The sequence below is a fragment of the Paenibacillus sp. B01 genome (assembly GCF_009649995.1).
GTDB lineage: Bacteria > Bacillota > Bacilli > Paenibacillales > Paenibacillaceae > Paenibacillus_O > Paenibacillus_O pasadenensis.
The window spans coordinates 31,062-50,895 of record NZ_CP045802.1 but is presented as its reverse complement, the minus strand read 5'-3'; the positions used below and the strand labels follow the sequence as shown (position 1 = coordinate 50,895).

Below are 19,834 nucleotides of genomic sequence, written 5' to 3'. Positions count from 1 at the left end.
CGACGGCAAACAAGCTTCCGCTCGGGATTCCACCGAAAAGGAAGCTTGCCTGAAGGGCGGTATTCCGCCTACTGCTCCATCTGCTTGGCGAGGAAGCCCGCGGCCGTCTCGGCCATCTTGATTTCCATCTGCGCCATCTTGGTCGAATCTTCCTTGCTCGCCAGCACGACCGTGCCGATCGGATCGCCGCCGGCGATGATCGGAGCCGCGACAAAGGAGGTGTAGGTTTCCGGAGCGTTCTTGATGATCTCATGCTCGCCGCTGGCGGTTTCGGTGGCGGTCTTGCGGCTGTCCATCGCCTGCTCCAGCAGCTGGCCGACCGGCTTGTCCATATAATCCTTCTTGGAGGCGCCGGCGACGGCGATGACCGTATCTCGGTCGGAGATGAGCGTAATGTGGCCGGTGCTCTCGCTCAGCGATTCGGCATATTCCTTTGCGAAGTCTCCGAGCTCGCCGATTGGGGAATACTTCTTGAGGATGACCTCGCCGTCGCGGTCGACGAAGATTTCAAGCGGATCTCCCTCGCGGATGCGAAGCGTACGGCGGATTTCTTTCGGGATGACGACGCGGCCGAGATCGTCGATTCGACGCACAATTCCAGTTGCTTTCATTGTCATGTTGCCCCACTTTCCTCGAAGAATGGTAAGTCCACTGGATGCCTAGCTCCGACTGATTTATTTCGTGAGTTGGGATTGGATCGTTCAGGCGTTCACCTTCGAATCTGACCATAGTATTCATCCGCTCCCAGTTTCTTATGCACCGCGCCAGCCCGCGCCGGCAGAGGCCGGAAAGGCGATTTCCGCCTTTTACGGCGCGGGTTTCCGCCCTTCCTGCACAGGCTGGGAATTGCACCCACAACGGCTGATGGGCGCGCGGATTTTACTTGAGGACAGGCATCAAATCGGCTATACTGGGTATAAGCTATGCAGAGACGATGCTTCTCGTCGTCGTCGGAGACCGGCAGCCTCCGATGCCCTCCCGGGGGGCTTGACAATATCCGTGTGGTGGAGCTTTGACGCTGCCGACCTTGAAACAGACGCTCCGATGGATTTCAATCCATCGGAGCTTTTTTCATGCGAAGACAAGGAGACTCCCTCAGATGCTCGGTTCGGCGGCTCCCATTTCGAGACGCTCTCCATGCGGAAAATCATTTACTTCTACACGCTGCCGCAGCTGCTTGCCTCTTCGACCGCCATGGTGCGCTACGTGCCGATCCCGTCAAGCCGGCTCGCCTGCGAGCTTATTCTGTTTGACCGGTACGACCGCTCCTGGGTGCATCTCGGACTGGAAAAGGACCCTGCCGTTCCTTCCTATTATCCGCGCTCCTTCTTTGTTGAACGAGCCCCTTCATCGGCCCCGAGCCGCTTCATCGATGGACAGCCCTTTTTTTATGCCGTGTTATGGAGGCATCGCTACGACCGCCAGCCCAAGCGGGACGCGAACAAGCCAAGACCGCGCGGCTTCCGCTGATGCGCGCGATCCTGGCTTGCCTGGCCGGGACAAAGGAAACGTCCGCAGCCTCTTCTTTCCTGCCTAATCATCCCGTTCCTATACCGTCAAATACCGGCGTACCGTCTCGTCGTCCAGCGCCTCGAGTTCCCCTTGCCAGGCGATCGCGCCTTTTTCGAGGATATAGACGTAATCGGCGACGCTCCGCACGAACTCGAGGCTCTGCTCCACGAGCAGGATCGCGGTCCGTCCGTCCGACTTGATCGAGCGGATCACGTCGCGGATGTCGTCGACGATCGACGGCTGGATGCCCTCGCACGGCTCGTCGAGCAGCAGCAGCTCCGGCTCGGCCGCCAGCACGCGCGCGAACGCCAGCTGCTGCTGCTGGCCGCCGCTCAGGTCGCCGCCGCGACGGCCGTACATCGTCGGCAGCACGGGGAAGCGCTCGACCGCCGCCGGCGGGATGTCGTCGCCGCGGCGCTTGCCGCGCGCGGCCTCCAGCCCGATCAGGATGTTCTCGCGCACGGACAGCTGCCCGAAAATCTCGCGGCCCTGCGGCACGTAGCCGATGCCGCTGCGCGCCCGCTCGCCGGGCGCCTTGCGCGTCAGGTCGCGGCCGCCGTAGCTGACCGTGCCGCCGCGCGCCTTGAGCACGCCCATGACGCTCTTGACGAACGTCGACTTGCCCGTGCCGTTGCGGCCGAGCAGGCAGACGACCTGGCCGGGACGCACCTGGAGCGTCACGCCGCGCAGCACGGCGCTCTCGCCGTAGCCGGATTCCAGCTTTTCCACCGTCAGCATGCCGCTTCCCTCCTTTTGCCCAAGTACACCTCGGCGACCCGGTCGTCGGCCTGCACCTGGTCCATCGTACCCTCCATGAGCAGCCGCCCCTCGTGCATCACCGTCACCAGGCTGGCGAAATTCCGCACGAACTCCATGTCATGCTCGACGACGACGACCGCGCGGTCCTTGGCGATCTCCTGCAGCAGCTCGCCGGTCTTCTCCGTCTCGCGGTCGGTCATGCCCGCCGCCGGCTCGTCGAGCAGCAGCAGCGACGGCTCCTGCAGCAGCAGCATGCCGATCTCGAGCCATTGCTTCTCGCCATGCGACAGGCTGCCGGCTCGAGCCCGCTGCCTGCCGGCGAGTCCGACCGTCTCAAGCTGCTCGGCGAGCCGCTCCCGCTCGGCCGCGGCGAGCTTCGCCCGCAGCGTCGCCAGGATGCCGCGCTTCTGCTTCATCGCCAGCTCCAGGTTCTCCTCGACCGTCAGCGTCGGAAAGATCGACGGCGCCTGGAACTTGCGGCCGATGCCGAGCTCGGCGATCTGATGCTCCTTGCGCCGGGCGAGGTCGATCCCGTCCCGGTAGAGGATGCTGCCGCCGGACGGCTTCACCTTGCCGCAGATGGCGTCGAGCAGCGTCGTCTTGCCCGCGCCGTTCGGTCCGATCAGGAACCGCAGGCCGCTCGCCTCGAGCGAGAGGTTCATGCCCTGCACCGCCTTGAAGCCGTCGAACGACACCGTCACGTCCTCACACTGCAGAATAGCCTTTTCGCTCATGCTCGGGCACCTCCTTCCGCCTGCGGACGATCCGCCTCGCCTTGCGCCAGCCGTCTACCGCCAGCCCGGCGATGCCGCGCGGCAGGAACACGGTCGTGACGATGAACAGCGCGCCCATGAAGAACAGCCAGATGTCGGGATACGATTCGCTGAACGCGCTCTTGGCTCCGTTCAGCAGCAGCGCGCCGAGAGCGGCTCCGATCAGCGTGCCGCGGCCGCCGATGGCGACCCACAGCACCATTTCGATCGACGGCACGATGCCCATCATCGACGGCGAGATGATGCCGACATGCAGCACGAACAGCATGCCCGCGATGCCGGACAGCGTCGCCGACAGGACGAACACCCCCATCTGGTAGCGGGCCGGATCGTACCCGAGGAAGCGGACGCGGTTCTCGCCGTCCCGGATGGCGCGCAGCACCTTGCCGAAGCGGCTCTTGACGACAATCCGCGCCACCACGAACGTCGCCAGCAGGACGCCGGCCGTCACATAGTAGAGCGCCAGCTTCGTCTCCGGCGCGGCCAGCGAATGGCCGAGGATCTGGCCATACCCGGTAATGCCGTTGGTGCCGCCCGTAAACGCCTGCTGCCCGGTGATCAGCGTGACGCTGATGATGACGAGCGCCTGCGTCAAAATCGTGAAGTAGACCCCCCGGATGCGGTTGCGGAACGTGAAGAAGCCGAGGAACAGCGCCACCGCCGCCGGTATGGCCATACCGAGCAATACCGCTCCTCCGAAGCTCTGGAAAGGCGTCCAGAACCACGGCAGCTTGGTGAGGCCGCTCCAGTCCATAAAGTCCGGCAGCCGTCCCCCGCTCGCCTGCAGCTTCAGGTGCATCGCCATCGCATAGCCGCCGAGGCCGAAGAACACGCCATGTCCGAGGCTCAGGATGCCGGTATAGCCCCACAGCAGGTCGAGGCCGACCGCGGCGATCGCGAACGCCAGGAACTTGGCCAGCAGGTTCAGGCGGAAGTCGCTCGTGAACAGCGGCGCGGCCAGCAGCAGCGCGGCGGCCAGGAAATACCACATCGCCAGCCCATACCGGGAGGCGCCCGTCTTGATCATCCACTGCGTCATGTCTATCGCCTCCTTAGTCCAGCGACCGGGTGCGCATGGCGACGAATCCCTTCGGCTTCCATTGCAGGAAAGCCACGATGCACAGGAATACGAGCACCTTGCCCAGCGATGCGGTCGTCCAGTATTCGAACAGCGTGTTCGTCATGCCGATGCCGAGCGCGCCGAACACGGTGCCGACCAGCTTGCCGACGCCGCCGAGTACGACGACCATGAAGGCGTCGACGATGTAATAGGTGCCGATCGTCGGCCCGATCGGACCGATCAGCGTCAGCGCGCAGCCGGCGATGCCCGCGAGGCCGGAGCCGATCGCGAACGTCAGGCTGTCGACGCGCCGCGTCGAGATGCCGAGGCAGGCCGCCATGTCGCGGTTCTGCATGACCGCCCGCATGCGCCGTCCCGCCGTCGTGCGGTAGATGTACAGGAACATCGCCAGCAGGCAGACGGCTACGAGCGCGAGGATGAACAGCCGCTTGTACGGCAGCACGAGCCCTTGCGTGACGGATAGGCCGCCCTCCAGCCACGACGGGCTTTTGACGCCGACGTTCGGCGCGCCGAAGATGGAGCGGGCGAGCTGCTGCAGCACGAGGCCGACGCCCCAGGTCGCCAGCAGGCTGTCGAGCGGGCGGCCGTACAGGAAGCGGATGAGCGTCTTTTCCAGCAGCAGGCCGATCAGGAATGCGGCCGCGAAGCTGGCCGCGATCGACAGCAGAAAATACTGGCTGAACCAGGAAGCGGGCAAATAGGATTGGAACAGCTTCTGCGTCATGTAGGTCGCGTAGGCGCCGACCATGATCAGTTCTCCGTGGGCCATGTTGATGACGTTCATCTGGCCGAACGTGACCGCCAGGCCGAGCGCGATCAGCAGCAGGATGGAGCTGACGCTGATGCCGTTGAACAATTGCAGCCAAAATACGTCCATGCGCGGCTCTCCTCTCTCGCGCCGGGGCCAGCAGGACCGCCGCCCTCTCGGGACGGCGGCGCGGCTGGCCCCGACGCTTGGGTGCAGGATGAAATCGATGCGGCTCGGCCGGCGGCGATGCTTCGCTGCCGACTGGCGGCGTTTAGCCGCCGGAGCTCAGGCCCGAAGCCCAGGCGTATGTCTTGAGGTAAGGGTCCGGCTTGACCGGCTCGCCGGAGCTCCACACTTCCTTGAACTGGCCGTCCGCCTGCACCTCGCCGATGCGCACCGTCTTGTACAGATGCTGCGTCTCGCCGTCGATCTTGACCTTGCCCTCCGGAGCGTCCCACTCCAGCTCCTTGGCCGCTTCCTTCACGGCCGCCACGTCGGTGGAGCCGGCCTTTTCGACCGCAGCCGCCCACAGGTATACTGCATCATAGCCGGCCTCGATCGGGTCGGCCGTCACGCGGTCCGCGCCGTATTTGGCCTTGTAGGCTTCGACGAACGTCTTGTTCTCCGGCGTATCCGTCGTCTGGTAGTAGTTCCAGGCGGCCAGATGCCCCTCCAGCACATCCGCGCCGATGCCGCGGATCTCCTCTTCGGCGACCGAGACCGACAGCGTCGTCAGGTCGGCGGCGCTGATGCCGGCGTCCTTGAGCTGCTTGAAGAACGCGACGTTGCTGTCGCCGTTCAGCGTGTTGAACACGATGTCCGGCTTGGCGGCCTTGATCTTGCTGATGATCGTCGTATAGTCGGTATGGCCGAGCGGCGTGTACTCCTCGCCGGCCAGCTCTCCGCCTTCCGCCGCGAGCTGCGCCTTGATGATCTTGTTGGCCGTGCGCGGGAACACGTAGTCGGAGCCGAGCAGGTACATCTTCTTGCCGCGGTTCTCCAGCAGCCAGCTGACGGCCGGCACGATCTGCTGGTTCGTCGTCGCTCCGGTATAGAAAATGTTCGGCGAGGACTCCAGTCCTTCGTATTGGACCGGATACCAGAGCAGCCCGTTCAGCTCCTCGAACACCGGCAGCATCGCCTTGCGGCTGGCCGACGTCCAGCCGCCGAATACGGTCGCGACCTTGTCCTCGGACAGCAGCTTGCGCGCCTTCTCCGCAAAGGTCGGCCAGTCGGAGGCTCCGTCCTCGACGACCGGAATCAGCTTTTTGCCAAGCACGCCGCCTTTGGCGTTGATCTCGTCGATCGCCATCATCTCGGCGTCCTTGACCGATACCTCGCTGATCGCCATCGTGCCGCTGAGCGAGTGGAGGATGCCGACCTTGATCCCATCGCCGCTTTCCCCCGATGAAGCGACAGCCGCCGGAGAAGCTGCCGGAGACGCGCTTCCCGCAGCCGGTTCATTCTGGCCGCAGCCGCCCAGCACGAGCGCCAGCGATACCGCCGCCAGCAAGCCCTTCCCCATATGCCTCTTCTTGATCTTCGTTCCCGTCTGTCTCATCTCTTTCCACTCCCCTTCGCGAATCCGAACGTTATGTATGGGCTTCGTTCTATCGTTCGTGATTGTAGTATAGGCGGAGGACAAATTCGATGTCAATATATCTTACATAAAAATATGGAAATGAGGACTTTAGGCCTTGTTTTCGACAATTCGATTCCAAATCCGGACGAAAAACGAATCGAACCTGCCTTGAAAGCATCGGTTTGATTATCAAACGTGTTTAACCGTCTCATTCACGTCAGATTATCTAACGCATAAACAAAAACGAATCATCCTTTTGCTCGCGAGCGTCATGAAGCTGGGGGTTTCAATCATGGCGACGGCCTAATCCTGCTCGATGCTGCGGCAATTGTTGCGCGGCCTGCGCCACCGGCTGCACCATGAAAAAAGCGCCTTTTCGGGGCCAGGGGCCGCGAAAAGACGCTTCTAGCTTGCATGGATCAGGTTTTGCGCGCGATTGCCGGATCGCCGGCGGGCCAGACGCATAGCGCGCCGCCCGCCATCCATCCGCTTAGCTGCCGGTATTGCTCGCCGCATCGGGCGCGGCATTTTCCGCGCCGGCATCGTTCGACGGCGCTTCGGCGTTTTCTCCCGCTCCGCCGCTGGCGGCCGGGCTCGGCTCCGGATCCTTGAACTCTTCCTTTTTGGTGATGAGTCCCGGAACCTCGTTCTGCATGTAGTCGTTCAGCTGCGTCTGGGCGAGCGTCTGCTTGATCTCTTCCTTGGACGCCTCGAACGTCGGCAGCTCGCGCTTCTCGACCTGGATGACGTGGTAGCCGTACTCGGTCTCGACCGGCTCGCCGACGACGCCGATCTCCTGGGCGATCGCCGCCTTCTTGAAGTTCTCCACCCAGCCGCCGGCCGCCTGGTCGGCGTACTGGCCGCCATTCTCGGCCGAGCCCGGATCCTCGGAGTATTCCTTGGCGAGAGCGTTCCAATCGGCCCCGTCCGCCTCCAGCTTCGCTTTGGCTTCCTTGGCGCGGGCGAGAGCGTCTTCCTTGCTGCGCTCCTTGCCTTCCGGATCGGTGAAGCCGACGAGGACGTGGCGGAGCGTGACCTTGGTCAGCCCTTCCTTGTTCTCGTCATAGTATTTTTGCGCGTCGGCATCGGTCACCTTGGCCGCCATCGCGTCGGACACGCCGATCGACAGCCTGATGAAGTCCTTGATGTCCTGCGCGGTAATGTTGTTGTCCTTCATGTTCGTTTCGAGCGTTTCTTTCGTGTAGGCTTCCTCGATCTGCTTGTACTGCTCGTCCGCCTCCGCGGCGGCCTTGTCCTTCACTTCCTTGGAAGCGTCCTTGTACACGAGCTGGTAGCCGATGTACTGGTCGAGGATCATGTTTTTGTAGGCGGCCATGTCGAGGTAGGCGGCTACTTGCGGATTCACGACGCGCAGCACGCTCGTGAATGTCGTGAAGTCCTTCTCGCTCACCGTCCCGCCCTTGTACTCGGCGATCGTCTTGCTGTCGTCTCCGCCCGCGGAGCCGTCCTCTTTTTTGCCGCACGCGGCTAAAGTGAACGCCAGCACCGCCGCCAGCGCAAGCAGAAGCATGCGGCTCGCGGCCGGGCGCTTGATGGAAATCTTCATAATGGTCTCCTCTCGGTTCGTTCAGGCATGGGTCCAGTTTACCAGATGTGGACCAGCCGCGCATTAACGTCGCCTTAAAGACGCCGCGAAAAAGCCGGAGCCCGGCTTCGGGCCCGGCTCCGGCTCCTCTGTCCTGCGGCGGCTACTTGCCCGCCGCCTGCGCCGCTCCGGCCGGGAGCAGCGCTTCGCCCCAGCGGCGCAGCAGGCGCAGCGTCAGCTCGAGCCGCTCGGCGCTGCCGAGGCCCTTGCCGCGCAGCGTCAGCTCCATCGGCTCGCCCTTGCCGCCTCCGCCGATGCGGCGGAAGCGGTTTTCGAACTCAAGGCACAGCCCGTCGATCGTTCGCGTTTCGGCGCTGCGGGACGCGGCCTCGCTGAATTTGAGCGTCCACTCGTCGTTTTTGTTCGCGCTGATCGACGCGATGCCGTAGCGGGCGCCGTACACCTTGAGCCGGCCGACGTCGAGCAGCGTCGCGACCGCGTCCGGCAGGTCGCCGAAGCGGTCGGTCAGCTCGTCGAACAGATCGTCCGTCTCCTCCAGTGAGGAGAGCGCCGCCACTTTTTTGTAGATCTCGATCTTCTGGATGCTGTCGTAGATGTAGTCCGACGGCAGATAGGCGTCGAGGCTGAGGTCGATGACGGTGTTGACCGGCTTCTCCTCCGCTTCCTCCTCGCCGTACATCTCCTTCTTGCGCCGTGCGATCTCGTCGGCCAGCATCTGCGAGTACAGGTCGAATCCGACCGAGGCGATGAAGCCGTGCTGCTCCGCCCCGAGCAGATTGCCTGCGCCGCGGATGGCCAGGTCCCGCATGGCGATCTTGAAGCCGGAGCCGAGCTCGGTGAACTCCTTGATCGACTGCAGCCGCTTCTCGGCGACCTCGGTCAGCACTTTGTCGCGCTGGTAGGTGAAGTAGGCGTAGGCGATCCGGTTGGACCGGCCGACGCGCCCGCGCAGCTGGTACAGCTGGGAGAGGCCCATCTTGTCCGCGTCATGCACGATCAGCGTGTTGACGTTCGGGATGTCCACGCCCGTCTCGATGATGCTCGTGCTCACGAGCACGTCGGATTCGCCGTCGAGGAAGTCGAGGATCGTCTTCTCCAGCTCCTGCTCGGACATCTGGCCGTGGCCGACCGCTACCTTGGCCTCCGGCACGAGCGAGCCGAGCAGCTCGGCCATCTGGTAGATGCCCTGCACGCGGTTGTACAGGTAGTACACCTGGCCGCCGCGCGCCAGCTCGCGCTCGATCGCCTCGCGCACGAGCGCGGTGTTGTACTCCACGACGTACGTCTGCACGGGGAACCGGTTCTCCGGCGGCGTCTCGATGACCGACAGGTCGCGCACGCCGAGCATCGACATATGGAGCGTGCGCGGGATCGGCGTCGCCGTCAGCGTCAGCACGTCGACGTTCGTCTTGAGCCGCTTGAGCTTCTCCTTGTGGGAGACGCCGAAGCGCTGCTCCTCGTCGACGATGAGCAGGCCGAGGTCCTTGAACACGATGTCCTGGCTGAGCAGCCGGTGCGTGCCGATGACGACGTCGACGGCGCCGCTCTTGAGCCCCTTCATCGTCTCGGTCTGCTCCTTGCGCGAGCGGAAGCGGCTCAGCACCTGCACCTTGAACGGGAAGTCGGCGAAGCGCTCCCGGAACGTCTCGTAGTGCTGCTGGGCGAGGATCGTCGTCGGTACGAGGATGGCGACCTGCTTGCCCTCGATCGCCGCCTTGAACGCCGCCCGCACGGCGACCTCCGTCTTGCCGTAGCCGACGTCGCCGCAGAGCAGCCGGTCCATCGGACGCTGGGTCTCCATGTCCTTCTTGATCTCGCGGATCGCCCGCAGCTGGTCCGGCGTCTCGTCGTACGGGAACATCGCCTCGAACTCGTTCTGGTACGCGGTGTCCGGCCCGAAGCCGAAGCCCTTGGCCTCCTGGCGCTGGGCGTACAGCTTGACGAGGTCGTCGGCGATGTCCTTGACGGAGCTGCGCACCTTGTTCTTGACGCGCGTCCACTCGTTGCCGCCGAGCTTGTAGACCTTGGGCTCCTTCTCCTCCGACCCGACGTACTTCTGGATGAGGTCGATCTGGTCGATCGGCACGGACAGCTTGTCGCCGCCGGCGTACAGGATATGCATGTAGTCCTTGTGGATGCCGCCGATCTCCAGCGTGCCGATGCCCATGTACTTGCCGATGCCGTGGTTCTGGTGGACGACGTAGTCGCCGACCTTGAGCTCGGTGTAGCTCTTGATGCGCTCGGCGTTGTCCATGTTCTTGTCGACGCGGCGCGTCTTGCGCTGCTTCTGCGTGAACAGCTCGCCCTCGGTGATGACGACCAGATGCGAGCCGGGCAGCTCGAAGCCGCTGCCGAGGCTGCCCTCGAGCAGCTGCGGCGGCTCGATGTCATAGTCGCCGAGTACGCGGCGCAGCCGGTCCATCCGCTCGCCGCTGCCGGCCAGCATGAGCACCTGGGCTCCCGCCTTCTTCCAGCGCTCCATCTCCGCCCCCAGCACGTTCATCTGGCCGTGGAAGTTCTGCATGCCGCGGCACATGAAGTTCAGGATGTTCTGCGGCTGCGAATGCGGCACCTGGCGCAGGAACAGCGACAGCAGCAGCGTCGGGAACGGACGGTGATGCAGCACGTCGTCGCTCTCGCGCGCGAGCTTGAAGCTCGGCAGCGACTTGCCCGTGCCGAGCAGATGCGCCTGCCACTCCGCCTCGTCGCGCTCGAGCTGGCGGGCCGTCTCGATGAGGCGCGTCGGCTCGTCGAGGACGAGCAGCGTGTCCTTCGGCATGTAGTCGTAGAGCGTCTGGCGCTCCGGGTAGAGCAGGGCGATGTATTTATAAAGTTCGGGGAAATAGATCTGCTGCCGCAGCCGCTCCAGCTCCGCGCCGAGCTCGGAGCGCAGCCGGTCCTTGGCGGTGCGGTCGGTCATCCGCTCGAGCTGCTGCTCCAGCAGCTCGGAGGCATGCTGCGCGGCCGCGGCGAAGCGCCGCCCGTCCGCGATCAGCTCCTGGCACGGCGTCACCGTATACGCTTCCAGCTTGGCGTTGGAGCGCTGCCCCTCGGGATCGAACGTGCGGATCGAATCGATCTCGTCGTCGAACCACTCGACGCGCACGGCCGATTCGGCCGTCAGCGGGTAGAAGTCGACGATGCCGCCGCGCACGCTCAGCTCGCCCCTGTTTTCGACGCGGTCGGCGCGCACGTAGCCGAGCGCGTTCATCCGCTGCAGAAACGCCTCCATCGGCAGCTCGGCCCCGACCTGCAGGTCGATCTTGGCCTCCGCCATCACGTCCCGCAGCGGCAGGAAGCGGCGCACCCCGGAAAAAGGCGCGACAACGATCCCGCGGAAGCCGCGGGACAGGCGGATCAGCGCCTCCATGCGCTGGGCGAGCATCTCCGGGCTGGAGACGGCCGACTCGGCCGCGACCAGCTCGTTCGCCGGATAGAGCAGCACGTCCTCGCCGCCGCTCAGCTCCTGCAGATCCTCCACGATCTTCTGCGCGGAGAACATATTGTGGGTGACGACCAGCATCGGCTGATCCAGATCCCGCTGGAGCGCCGCCATGAGCACCTGGCGGGACGAGCCGGCCAGGCCCGAGACCATCTGCTCCTTCATGCCCTTGCGGAAGCCGGCGAAGACGGACTGGTAGTCGCGGTCGGCGGCGAATGCCTCGATTAACGCTTTCAAATGGAGCACCTCTCTTTCGCTTGAGCCCGCTTCCCGCCGATCCCCCGGACGCCGCTCCTGCCGGAGAGCGTCCGGAGCCGGAGACGGCAACAAAGGCCTCCTGATCCGCGAGGGGCCTTGGGGCGACAACGGGCAGCAGCACGCAAAGAAGCCTCAGCTACCCGCCAAGGCTCTTGCCTATGTTGTCGTACTTGTGTACTTGTTGTCGAAGGGAATCGAATCCGCTACTGCAGCGGGCTGGATACGAGAAGCAGCTCCGGATGCCGCAGCGCCGCCTCGCTGCAATAGTCGCAGACGAGCTTGACGACCATGTCGCCTTGCGGATTATACGCTATTATATCGCTGCGTTCCTCGAGGGTCAAGAAATGCAGGCCGAGCCGGTTCTCCGGAATGCCGTGCAGGCTGGAGATCGTGCCGAGCGGCGTCCGGCAATGTCGGCACTCGTAATGAATCGCCATGAAAGGGGCCTCCTGTCCAAGGGTTTGGCTCCAGTATGCCCACTTTCTGGCTCTTTTAACGCAGTCCGCTAGCCGTTGAACTTGCCCATCGTGTCGTCGAACGGGTGGACCAGCGCATGCTCCGCCGCGTCGCAGGCCCGTTCGGTCATCGACAGCACCGCCTCGCGCTCGCTTTTGGGAAAGTTGGAGAGCACGTAGTCGGCGATGACCATGCCGTTCGTCGGCCGCGAGACGCCCATGCGGATGCGGTTGAAGCTCTGCGTGCCCATATGCTGGATGATCGACTTGATGCCGTTATGGCCGCCCGGGCCGCCCTGATAGCGCAGCCGGATCTTGCCCGTCTCCGTGTCCATGTCGTCGTAGACGACGATGACATCCTCGAGCTTCGCGTCGAAATACTTCATGAACGCCTTCATCGACTCGCCGGACAGGTTCATGTACGTCATCGGCTTGACGAGCCACACCTTCTCGCTCCCGACGCGGCCGTCGCCGATCAGCGCGCGGCACTTGGCCTGCGTCACCTTGATGTCCCATCGCTCGGCAAGCGCGTCGACCACCTTGAAGCCGATGTTGTGGCGGGTATCCGCGTATTGCGGCCCGGGATTGCCGAGCCCTACGATCCATTTCATTTGTCGCTGCACCTTTCTGTTCGTCGTCTACGAACCACTGTACCATATCCGCGGCCGCTTCGCCCACTGCGGACCGCCGAGCCTCTCCGGCAGGAACGGCCGGTCCGGCAGGCCGCTGCCGCCCTTTCCGTCCGCACAAAAAAGCGCGCCCCGTGCGGGGCGCGCCGTGCGGCCAAGCTCTATTCTTCGTCGACCGCGTTCGCATCCTCGGAACGGGCCGCCGCCTTCTCGTCTTCCTTCGCCGATTCCTCGGCCTCGTCCTCGGAAACTTCCTTCTGCGGCGCCAGCACGCCGGCGATGATCTGCTCCGGATCGGTGACGAGCTGCACCTTGTCCGGCAGCTTCAGCTCGCCTGCGGACAGGTTCTCGCCGACCCCGAGGCCGGAGATGTCCGCTTCAAGCGACTCCGGAATATGGTTCGGGAGGCATTGCACCTCGACCTCGTGCAGCGTCACCGACAGCACGCCGCCTTCGCGGACGCCTGTGGAGTCGCCGGTCAGATCGACGCGGACCGAAGCCTTGATCTCCTCGTTCATATTGATCTGATGCAGATCGACGTGGATCAGCCTGCGCGAGAGCGCGTCGCGCTGCACGTCCGTAATCATGACCGGCTGCTTGCCGGCCTCCGGAATCGAGAGCTCGATGATGGCATTGGGCTGGGAGCGAAGCAGATGAAGCACTGCCTTCTCCTCCAGGGAAATAACCGACGAAGATTCGAGCTTTTTGCCGTACACGACTGCCGGAACCCGGCCCTCCTGGCGGAGCTTGCGAAGGCTTCCCTTCGACGCGTTGCTGCGGGCTTCGGCTTGCATGGTAATCGCCATGATTGTCTTCCTCCTCTTTAGGTCCCTTGCACCTGTGGACAGGATGTCCAGCTTTCCCTAACTATACCCATGCGCGGCGAGCTTTAAACACGGAGGCTGCGGGACCGCGGCTCGAAAAAGGCCGATTCGGGCCGTCCGCCAGCCTTTTTGAATCCGATTCAACGTACGCCAAGCAGCCGTCCCGGCCGGGACGGCTGCTTGGGCTTTCTGTCTGGCGGCGCTGTTCCTGGGAGCGCCGCCGCCAAGCTCTAGCGGGCCCTTCGCTCAGCTTTTGCCGCGCTCCTTTTTCGCCTTGGCGCGGGCGCGGATCTTGTCCGCGTAGCCCGGCTTGTTGACCTGGCGCTCGCGCGCGATGGCCAGGTCTCCGCCCGGCACGTCATGCGTGACGGTGGAGCCGGCGACGACGTACGCGCCGTCGCCGATCGTGACCGGCGCAATCAGGTTGACGTTGCTGCCGATGAAGGCGTCGTCGCCGATGATCGTCTTGGACTTGTTGAAGCCGTCGTAGTTGACCGTAATCGCGCCGCAGCCGATGTTCACGCCGCTGCCGACCTCGGCGTCGCCGACATAGCTCAGATGCGACACCTTGCTCTCGTCGCCGAGCACCGCGTTTTTGAGCTCGACGAAATCGCCGATCTTGCACGCCTTGCCGAGCTTGGAGCCCGGGCGCAGGTTCGCATATGGACCGATGGAGCTGCCCTCGCCCGCCTCCGACTGGTCGACGGTGCTGTAGCGCACCGTGACGCCGCTCGCGAGGGTCGAGTCCTTGATGTCGGCTTGCGGTCCGATGACGCAGTCCTCGCCAATGACCGTGCGGCCGCGCAGCACCGTTCCCGGATAGATGACCGTATCCGCGCCGATCTCTACGCCGTCCTCGATATAGGCCGCCGTCGTGTCGATGAACGTCACGCCGTTCACCTGGTGGCGTCGCACGATGCGGGCCTGCATGAGGCGCTCCGCCTCGCCGAGCGCGATCCGGTCGTTGACCCCGATCGCCTCCGCCAGATCGGACGTGCAGTACGCCTGTACCGTCTCGCCGCCGGAGACGAAGATGCCGACGACGTCGGTCAGGTAGTATTCGCCCTGGGCGTTGTCGTTGGTGACGCGGGCGAGCGCCTCGAACAGCTTGCGGTTGTCGAAGCAGTACGTGCCGGTGTTGATCTCCTTGACCGCCGCTTCCGCCGGCGAGCAGTCCTTCTGCTCCACGATGCGCGTCACCGCGCCCTCGTCGCCGCGGATGACGCGGCCGTAGCCGGTCGGATCGGCGAATTCCGCCGTCAGCACCGTCGCCGCCGCGCCGCTCGCCTCATGCAGCTCCAGCATCGCCTCGATCGTCTCGGCCGTGACGAGCGGCGTGTCGCCGCAGATGACGATCGTCGTGCCTTCCTTGCCGGCCAGCAGCGTCTCGGCCTGGCGCACGGCGTGGCCGGTGCCCAGCTGCTGCTCCTGCAGCGCGAACCGAGCCCGTCCCTCGAGGTAGCTCTGCACCTGGGCCGCTCCATGTCCCGTCACGACGACGATTTCCTGACAAGCCGCCTTTTCCACCGTATCGACGACATGCCCTACCATCGGCTTCCCGCATACGGGATGCAGCACCTTGTACAGCTTCGACTTCATGCGCTTGCCTTGTCCTGCAGCAAGCACGACCGCCATCCGATTCACAGCTGACCGACCTCCCTGATTTCCGTTGTTCTCGTTTGACTAGCATTCCTATATATATATCCCATCCCACGCAAAAAAGAAAGGGAGCCCGAAGGCCCCCCAACCATGCTGAACTGTTCCGGCCCCGATGGGATCAGGCGCCTTCTTCGATTGCAACTTCCTCTTCCGTTGCGGCTCGCTCGTACTCGGCGAGCACAGCGGCTTGAATTTTCTCCCGGGTGGTGGAAGAGATGGGGTGGGCGATATCCCGGAATTCCCCGTCAGGCGTACGCTTGCTCGGCATCGCGACAAACATGCCATTGTTCCCGTCGATGACGCGAATGTCATGAACGACAAATTCATTATCGATGGTGATGGATGCGATAGCCTTCATACGACCTTCGGAATTAACGCGGCGGAGTCTGACATCAGTAATCTGCACTTGTGTTCACCACCTTTGCCTATCGAAGACTTGGTGTATTATTCCACAAATCCGTACCGATTCCTTCTTGATTCTGCCAATTCAGAGCCGTTTTATAAAATAAATTTTGGAAATAAACGAAGTTCGGGATCATTCGACATCTGTCGATGCGATCAGCTCGATTTCGACAAGGACATCCTTCGGCAGACGCGCCACTTCCACGGCCGAGCGGGCCGGCTTGTGGTCGCCGAAGAAGGAAGCGTACACCTCGTTGACCGCCGCGAACTGGTTCATGTCCTTGAGGAAGACGGTCGCCTTGACGACCTGCGCGAGCGAGGAGCCGCCTGCGGCCAGCACGGCCTCCAGGTTGCGGAACACCTGCCGCGCCTGCTCCTCGATGCCGCCCTCGACCAGCGTGCCGTCCGGCAGCAGCGGGATCTGGCCGGAGGTGAACAGCAGTCCGCCGAGCTTCACGGCGTGGGAATACGGTCCGATCGCGGCCGGAGCGCCGGCGGCGATGATCGGTTCAAGCTTGGACATGGAGAGCAGCCCCCTATTCGGTATCGAAATAATTGCCCGGCACGATCGTCGTCTGCTTCGTCTTGAGGTCGACGGCCGTCAGCTTGGCGAGCGACACATAGTCCTCGAGCAGCCGGTCCTCGGTCCCGACCTCGCCGGACTCGACGAACACGCCGACGCCCGCGACCGTCGCATTGAATTCATGCAGCAGGTCCATCATGCCCTGAACGGTGCCGCCGGCCTTCATGAAGTCGTCGATGATGAGCACGCGCGACTGCTCCTTGAGCGCGCGCCGGGCGAGCGACATCGTCTGGATGCGCTTGTTGGAGCCGGAGACGTAATTGATGCTCACGGCCGAGCCCTCGGTCACCTTGTTGTCGCGGCGCACGATGACGACCGGCAGGTTGAGGCAGGAGGCCGTCGCGTAGGCGAGCGGGATGCCCTTGGTCTCCACCGTCATGATGACGTCGATCGGCCGATCGGCGAAAGCGGTCGCAAAAATGCGGCCCACGTCGTTCAGCAGATTCGGCTGGCCGAGCATGTCCGTCATGTACAGGTAGCCGCCCGGAAGCACCCGCTCCGGCTGCTCCAGCTCCCGGCATACCCGCCGGACGATGTCCAGCGACGCCTCGGCGGCCATCCGCGGGATGAACTTGACGCCGCCCGCCGCGCCGGCGAGCGTCTGCAGCTGGCCGATGCCTTCTTCCTCGAATACTTCCTTGATGATGGCCAGATCCTCGCTGATCGAGGACTTGGCCGACTGGTAACGATCCGCGAATGCGGTCAGAGAAATCAACGTATGGGGACGATTGAGCAAATACTGGGTCATCTCGACCAATCGCGCGCTGCGCTTAAGCTTCTTCACCTTGGGGTCCCCCTGGCTAAATCCGAATATTGTAAAGACAATATACCATCTTTATACGGATTTAATCAAGATTGGACTCCTGGAGATGTGAGCATTCTTACCACGTACACTTCCTTGCAGAAGCCGCGCAGCCCGTTGTAGATGCGCGCCAGCTTGGCCTCCTTGGAGACAAGGCCGAATACGGTCGGCCCGCTGCCCGACATGAGCACGCCGTCCGCGCCGAGCCGCAGCATGCTTTCCTTGAGCATCCGCACCTCCGGGTACAGGCGCAGCGTCACATCCTCCAGCACGTTGCCGAGCTCCTCGCAGACGCCGGTGAACGATCCTCCGCGGATCGCGTCCAGCATGCGCGGCACCGACGGATGGCGGTCGATCGCGCTCACCCGGAAGCGGCCGTATACGTCCGCTGTCGAGACGTTGATCGGCGGCTTGGCCAGCACGACCCAGCAGGACGGCGGATTCTCGATCGGCTCCAGCTTCTCTCCCCGGCCCGTCGCCAGCGCCGTCCCGCCCGTCACGCAAAAGGGCACGTCCGAGCCGAGCTCCGCCCCGAGGACCGCGAGCTCCTCGTCCGGAATGCCGAGCCGCCACAGCCGGTTCAGGCCGCGCAGCGCCGCCGCCGCATCGCTGCTCCCGCCGGCCAGGCCGGCCGCGACGGGAATCTTCTTGTCCAGATGGATGTAGACGCCCTTCTTGACGTCATAGCGCTCCTTGATCAGCCTGGCCGCCTGGAAGGCGAGGTTCTTTTCGTCAAGCGGTATGTACCCGGCTTGGCTGGAAATGATGATGGCATCCCGCTGCAGCTCTTCCATCTCGAGCCGGTCGGAAAGGTCCACCATCGTCATGATCATCTCCACCTCGTGGAAGCCGTCCTCGCGCTTGCGCAGGACGTCCAGCAGCAGATTGATCTTGGCCGGCGCCTTCTCGTAGATTTTCATGTCGTCCGATCCACCCGTTCGTTAGATAAACTGCATCTATTATAGCATCCGACCGGGAGAAAAGCGAAAAGGCGGCCCGCCGCTGGACGCGTCCGGATCCGCCTCGTTCCTGCTATCGCTGCTGGCGCGAAGCGGCCTGCTCCGCCATTTGGATGGCCCGCTTCACCATGTTGCCGGCATCCTTCGCCTTGATGCCGCCCCAGCCTTCCTGCTGGACCGTATCGTAGAAGCCCAGATCCTTGGCCAGCTCCACCTTCAGCTGCTCCGACATCGTGCTGCGCCTTCTGCGGCTCATGCTGCATGCCTCCTTTTCGCTCTCAGGTGCGGACGGCAAGCTCTTGCCGCTATCGCCCTCCGTAGTATGAGGGAACGCCCAGCCGAGTATGCGGAGGAAAAACAGCCAAAAAAAACGCGCTGGCAGCGGCCGCGCGCGAAGGTTTCCCCGTGAAACCTGATCTATTCGTCAATGCAGCGGGTTGATCCGCACCTGACCTTCGTCATTGCAGACGGTAACCTCGACCGAGTCCGTCAAAATATCCGCATAGCTGTAGGATACCCGCTTGAATGCGTGCTGATCCTGGTCAAGCTTCACGATGAAAACAGATGGGTAGGTTTCTTCCAAAACACCAGAACGTTCAACCGTCTTGCGCCGGCCTCCATTGGCCCGCAACATGATCTTGGCTCCAATATGAGCTTCCATGCTGCGCTTGATTTCCGACAAAGCATTTCTAGCCATTGGCACTACCACCTCTTTCCTTGTCCATTATAGCCCAAGAAGGATGGCAATGTCAAATAAACGAAAATTATATCATCGTACCAACTTTAGTGTCAATGAATATTTTTCGACTTTCTCAAGGCGCAAGAGCGGGCTTTCACCCTCCCATATAATAAGGATTCGGCTTGACCTGCTTGACCTCGATCGGCTTCGGCAAGCCGACCCGATAGCGTCCCATCGTCTCGATGCCGCCGACGCCATCGATGCCCGAAATCGTGCCGTGGATGACATCCGGCAGGTTCACGCATTCGCGGATCGACGTGTAGCTCGCCTTGATCGCGATGTAGACCGGATCGAGCGCATGGATCAGGATGCGGCCGGGCGAGCTGGCGAAGTTCGCTCCGGACTGCAGCAGCGCCTCGTAATAGGACTGGCAGGCGCCGGCCACGACGACGAGGTTGTCGCGGTTCTTGTCATATTCGCGGGCGACGTGCACCGCGTTGACGAAGTTCTGCGAGTTCTTGTAGCTGCCGATGCTGTACAGCTCGCTGCGGCCCGGCGTCTTGAGCAGCCCGTCATGGCCCGTGATGACGACGATGTCCGGCTTGACCTGCGGGAGCAGACGATAGAGCAGGTCCGCCATCTGGTTCTCCGCCACGTGCAGCCCTTGAGCAGGCACGTTCATCTGATTGTACAGCTGCATGCTCTTGCGCATGTAGTTCGCATCTCCATCGAGATGCAGCACCTTGCCCGGCAGGTCGAAATACGCATGCTTCTCTTCCGGTCGGTAGTCGAGCTCGCTGGCGAAGGCATGGTCGATGAGTTCCGCGCTCATGCGCCGGTTCGAAGCCTTCACCTTGCTTCTCAGCGATTTCGTGACGCCCAGCTCCTCCGGGTTCGCTACCTTCTCCAGGTCGGCGAGCGGCGCGTCCGCGAGCAGACGGTAATCCGATCCTTTAAGTATGGCCGTATCCCCATAAACCGCCTCCACCCGGAAAAGCACGTCTCCTCCATAGGATCGCCGAACGACAAAATCCCCAGTTTCCACTGTGCCATCACCTCTAGCCTCAGCCTATGGGCAATGAGGGCGAATGGTGACAGCCGGATCGGAAACCGGGGGGTT

General features: G+C 63.1%; 20 protein-coding genes. 1 reads left to right on the top strand and 19 read right to left on the bottom strand.

Annotated elements, in window-relative coordinates:
• Positions 1-68 precede the first annotated feature (68 nt).
• Positions 69-611 (bottom strand): stage V sporulation protein T, encoded by a 543-nt coding sequence (gene spoVT, locus GE073_RS00250; RefSeq protein WP_028598250.1) that lies wholly within the window; start codon positions 609-611, stop codon positions 69-71.
• 526 nt (positions 612-1,137) lie between these two features.
• Here spoVT and GE073_RS25205 point away from each other — a divergent pair.
• Complete coding sequence (locus tag GE073_RS25205) at positions 1,138-1,470, top strand: hypothetical protein (protein WP_153782515.1); 333 nt, start codon at positions 1,138-1,140, stop codon at positions 1,468-1,470.
• Between the two features lie 78 nt (positions 1,471-1,548).
• Here GE073_RS25205 and urtE read toward each other — a convergent pair whose 3' ends face one another.
• From urtE to yabG, 18 genes are all read right to left on the bottom strand, one after another.
• Positions 1,549-2,250: an urea ABC transporter ATP-binding subunit UrtE gene (urtE, locus tag GE073_RS00240; protein ID WP_028598251.1), complete on the bottom strand. Its 702-nt coding sequence runs from the start codon at positions 2,248-2,250 to the stop codon at positions 1,549-1,551.
• On the bottom strand, positions 2,244-3,005 hold the full coding sequence (urtD, locus tag GE073_RS00235) for an urea ABC transporter ATP-binding protein UrtD (RefSeq protein WP_153782514.1): 762 nt from the start codon (positions 3,003-3,005) through the stop codon (positions 2,244-2,246). The genes urtE and urtD overlap by 7 nt, the downstream gene beginning before the upstream one ends.
• Complete coding sequence (gene urtC / locus GE073_RS00230) at positions 2,977-4,071, bottom strand: urea ABC transporter permease subunit UrtC (protein WP_153784622.1); 1,095 nt, start codon at positions 4,069-4,071, stop codon at positions 2,977-2,979. Before urtC ends, urtD begins: the two co-directional genes overlap by 29 nt.
• A gap of 25 nt (positions 4,072-4,096) precedes the next feature.
• The gene (gene urtB / locus GE073_RS00225; protein WP_028598253.1) at positions 4,097-5,002 is read right to left on the bottom strand and encodes an urea ABC transporter permease subunit UrtB; all 906 of its coding nucleotides are present in this window, start codon (positions 5,000-5,002) and stop codon (positions 4,097-4,099) included.
• A 142-nt stretch (positions 5,003-5,144) separates the two neighbouring features.
• The gene (gene urtA / locus GE073_RS00220) at positions 5,145-6,413 is read right to left on the bottom strand and encodes an urea ABC transporter substrate-binding protein (RefSeq protein ID WP_153784621.1); all 1,269 of its coding nucleotides are present in this window, start codon (positions 6,411-6,413) and stop codon (positions 5,145-5,147) included.
• A 532-nt stretch (positions 6,414-6,945) separates the two neighbouring features.
• Positions 6,946-8,022, bottom strand: coding sequence for a peptidylprolyl isomerase (locus GE073_RS00215; RefSeq protein ID WP_028598255.1), 1,077 nt, complete (start codon positions 8,020-8,022; stop codon positions 6,946-6,948).
• A 142-nt stretch (positions 8,023-8,164) separates the two neighbouring features.
• On the bottom strand, positions 8,165-11,701 hold the full coding sequence (mfd, locus tag GE073_RS00210) for a transcription-repair coupling factor (protein WP_028598256.1): 3,537 nt from the start codon (positions 11,699-11,701) through the stop codon (positions 8,165-8,167).
• A gap of 224 nt (positions 11,702-11,925) precedes the next feature.
• Complete coding sequence (locus GE073_RS00205; RefSeq protein WP_028598257.1) at positions 11,926-12,159, bottom strand: anti-sigma-F factor Fin family protein; 234 nt, start codon at positions 12,157-12,159, stop codon at positions 11,926-11,928.
• 68 nt (positions 12,160-12,227) lie between these two features.
• On the bottom strand, positions 12,228-12,788 hold the full coding sequence (gene pth / locus GE073_RS00200; protein WP_153782513.1) for an aminoacyl-tRNA hydrolase: 561 nt from the start codon (positions 12,786-12,788) through the stop codon (positions 12,228-12,230).
• 179 nt (positions 12,789-12,967) lie between these two features.
• Positions 12,968-13,612 (bottom strand): 50S ribosomal protein L25, encoded by a 645-nt coding sequence (locus GE073_RS00195; protein WP_153782512.1) that lies wholly within the window; start codon positions 13,610-13,612, stop codon positions 12,968-12,970.
• A gap of 264 nt (positions 13,613-13,876) precedes the next feature.
• A complete protein-coding gene (glmU, locus tag GE073_RS00190; protein ID WP_028598261.1) occupies positions 13,877-15,274 on the bottom strand; it encodes a bifunctional UDP-N-acetylglucosamine diphosphorylase/glucosamine-1-phosphate N-acetyltransferase GlmU in 1,398 nt (465 codons plus the stop codon).
• A gap of 133 nt (positions 15,275-15,407) precedes the next feature.
• Entirely contained in the window at positions 15,408-15,695 is a 288-nt protein-coding gene (gene spoVG, locus GE073_RS00185; RefSeq protein ID WP_020620824.1) for a septation regulator SpoVG, read from the bottom strand.
• 129 nt (positions 15,696-15,824) lie between these two features.
• Complete coding sequence (locus GE073_RS00180) at positions 15,825-16,214, bottom strand: RidA family protein (protein WP_028598262.1); 390 nt, start codon at positions 16,212-16,214, stop codon at positions 15,825-15,827.
• 13 nt (positions 16,215-16,227) lie between these two features.
• Positions 16,228-17,058, bottom strand: a complete 831-nt coding sequence (gene purR / locus GE073_RS00175; protein WP_028598263.1) for a pur operon repressor — start codon at positions 17,056-17,058, stop codon at positions 16,228-16,230.
• A gap of 65 nt (positions 17,059-17,123) precedes the next feature.
• Positions 17,124-17,996, bottom strand: a complete 873-nt coding sequence (ispE, locus tag GE073_RS00170; RefSeq protein WP_101807356.1) for a 4-(cytidine 5'-diphospho)-2-C-methyl-D-erythritol kinase — start codon at positions 17,994-17,996, stop codon at positions 17,124-17,126.
• A 112-nt stretch (positions 17,997-18,108) separates the two neighbouring features.
• On the bottom strand, positions 18,109-18,291 hold the full coding sequence (locus GE073_RS00165) for a small, acid-soluble spore protein, alpha/beta type (RefSeq protein ID WP_028598265.1): 183 nt from the start codon (positions 18,289-18,291) through the stop codon (positions 18,109-18,111).
• A 168-nt stretch (positions 18,292-18,459) separates the two neighbouring features.
• Positions 18,460-18,732 (bottom strand): biofilm formation stimulator Veg, encoded by a 273-nt coding sequence (gene veg / locus GE073_RS00160; RefSeq protein ID WP_028598266.1) that lies wholly within the window; start codon positions 18,730-18,732, stop codon positions 18,460-18,462.
• A gap of 136 nt (positions 18,733-18,868) precedes the next feature.
• The gene (gene yabG, locus GE073_RS00155) at positions 18,869-19,759 is read right to left on the bottom strand and encodes a sporulation peptidase YabG (protein WP_028598267.1); all 891 of its coding nucleotides are present in this window, start codon (positions 19,757-19,759) and stop codon (positions 18,869-18,871) included.
• Positions 19,760-19,834: the final 75 nt, after the last annotated feature.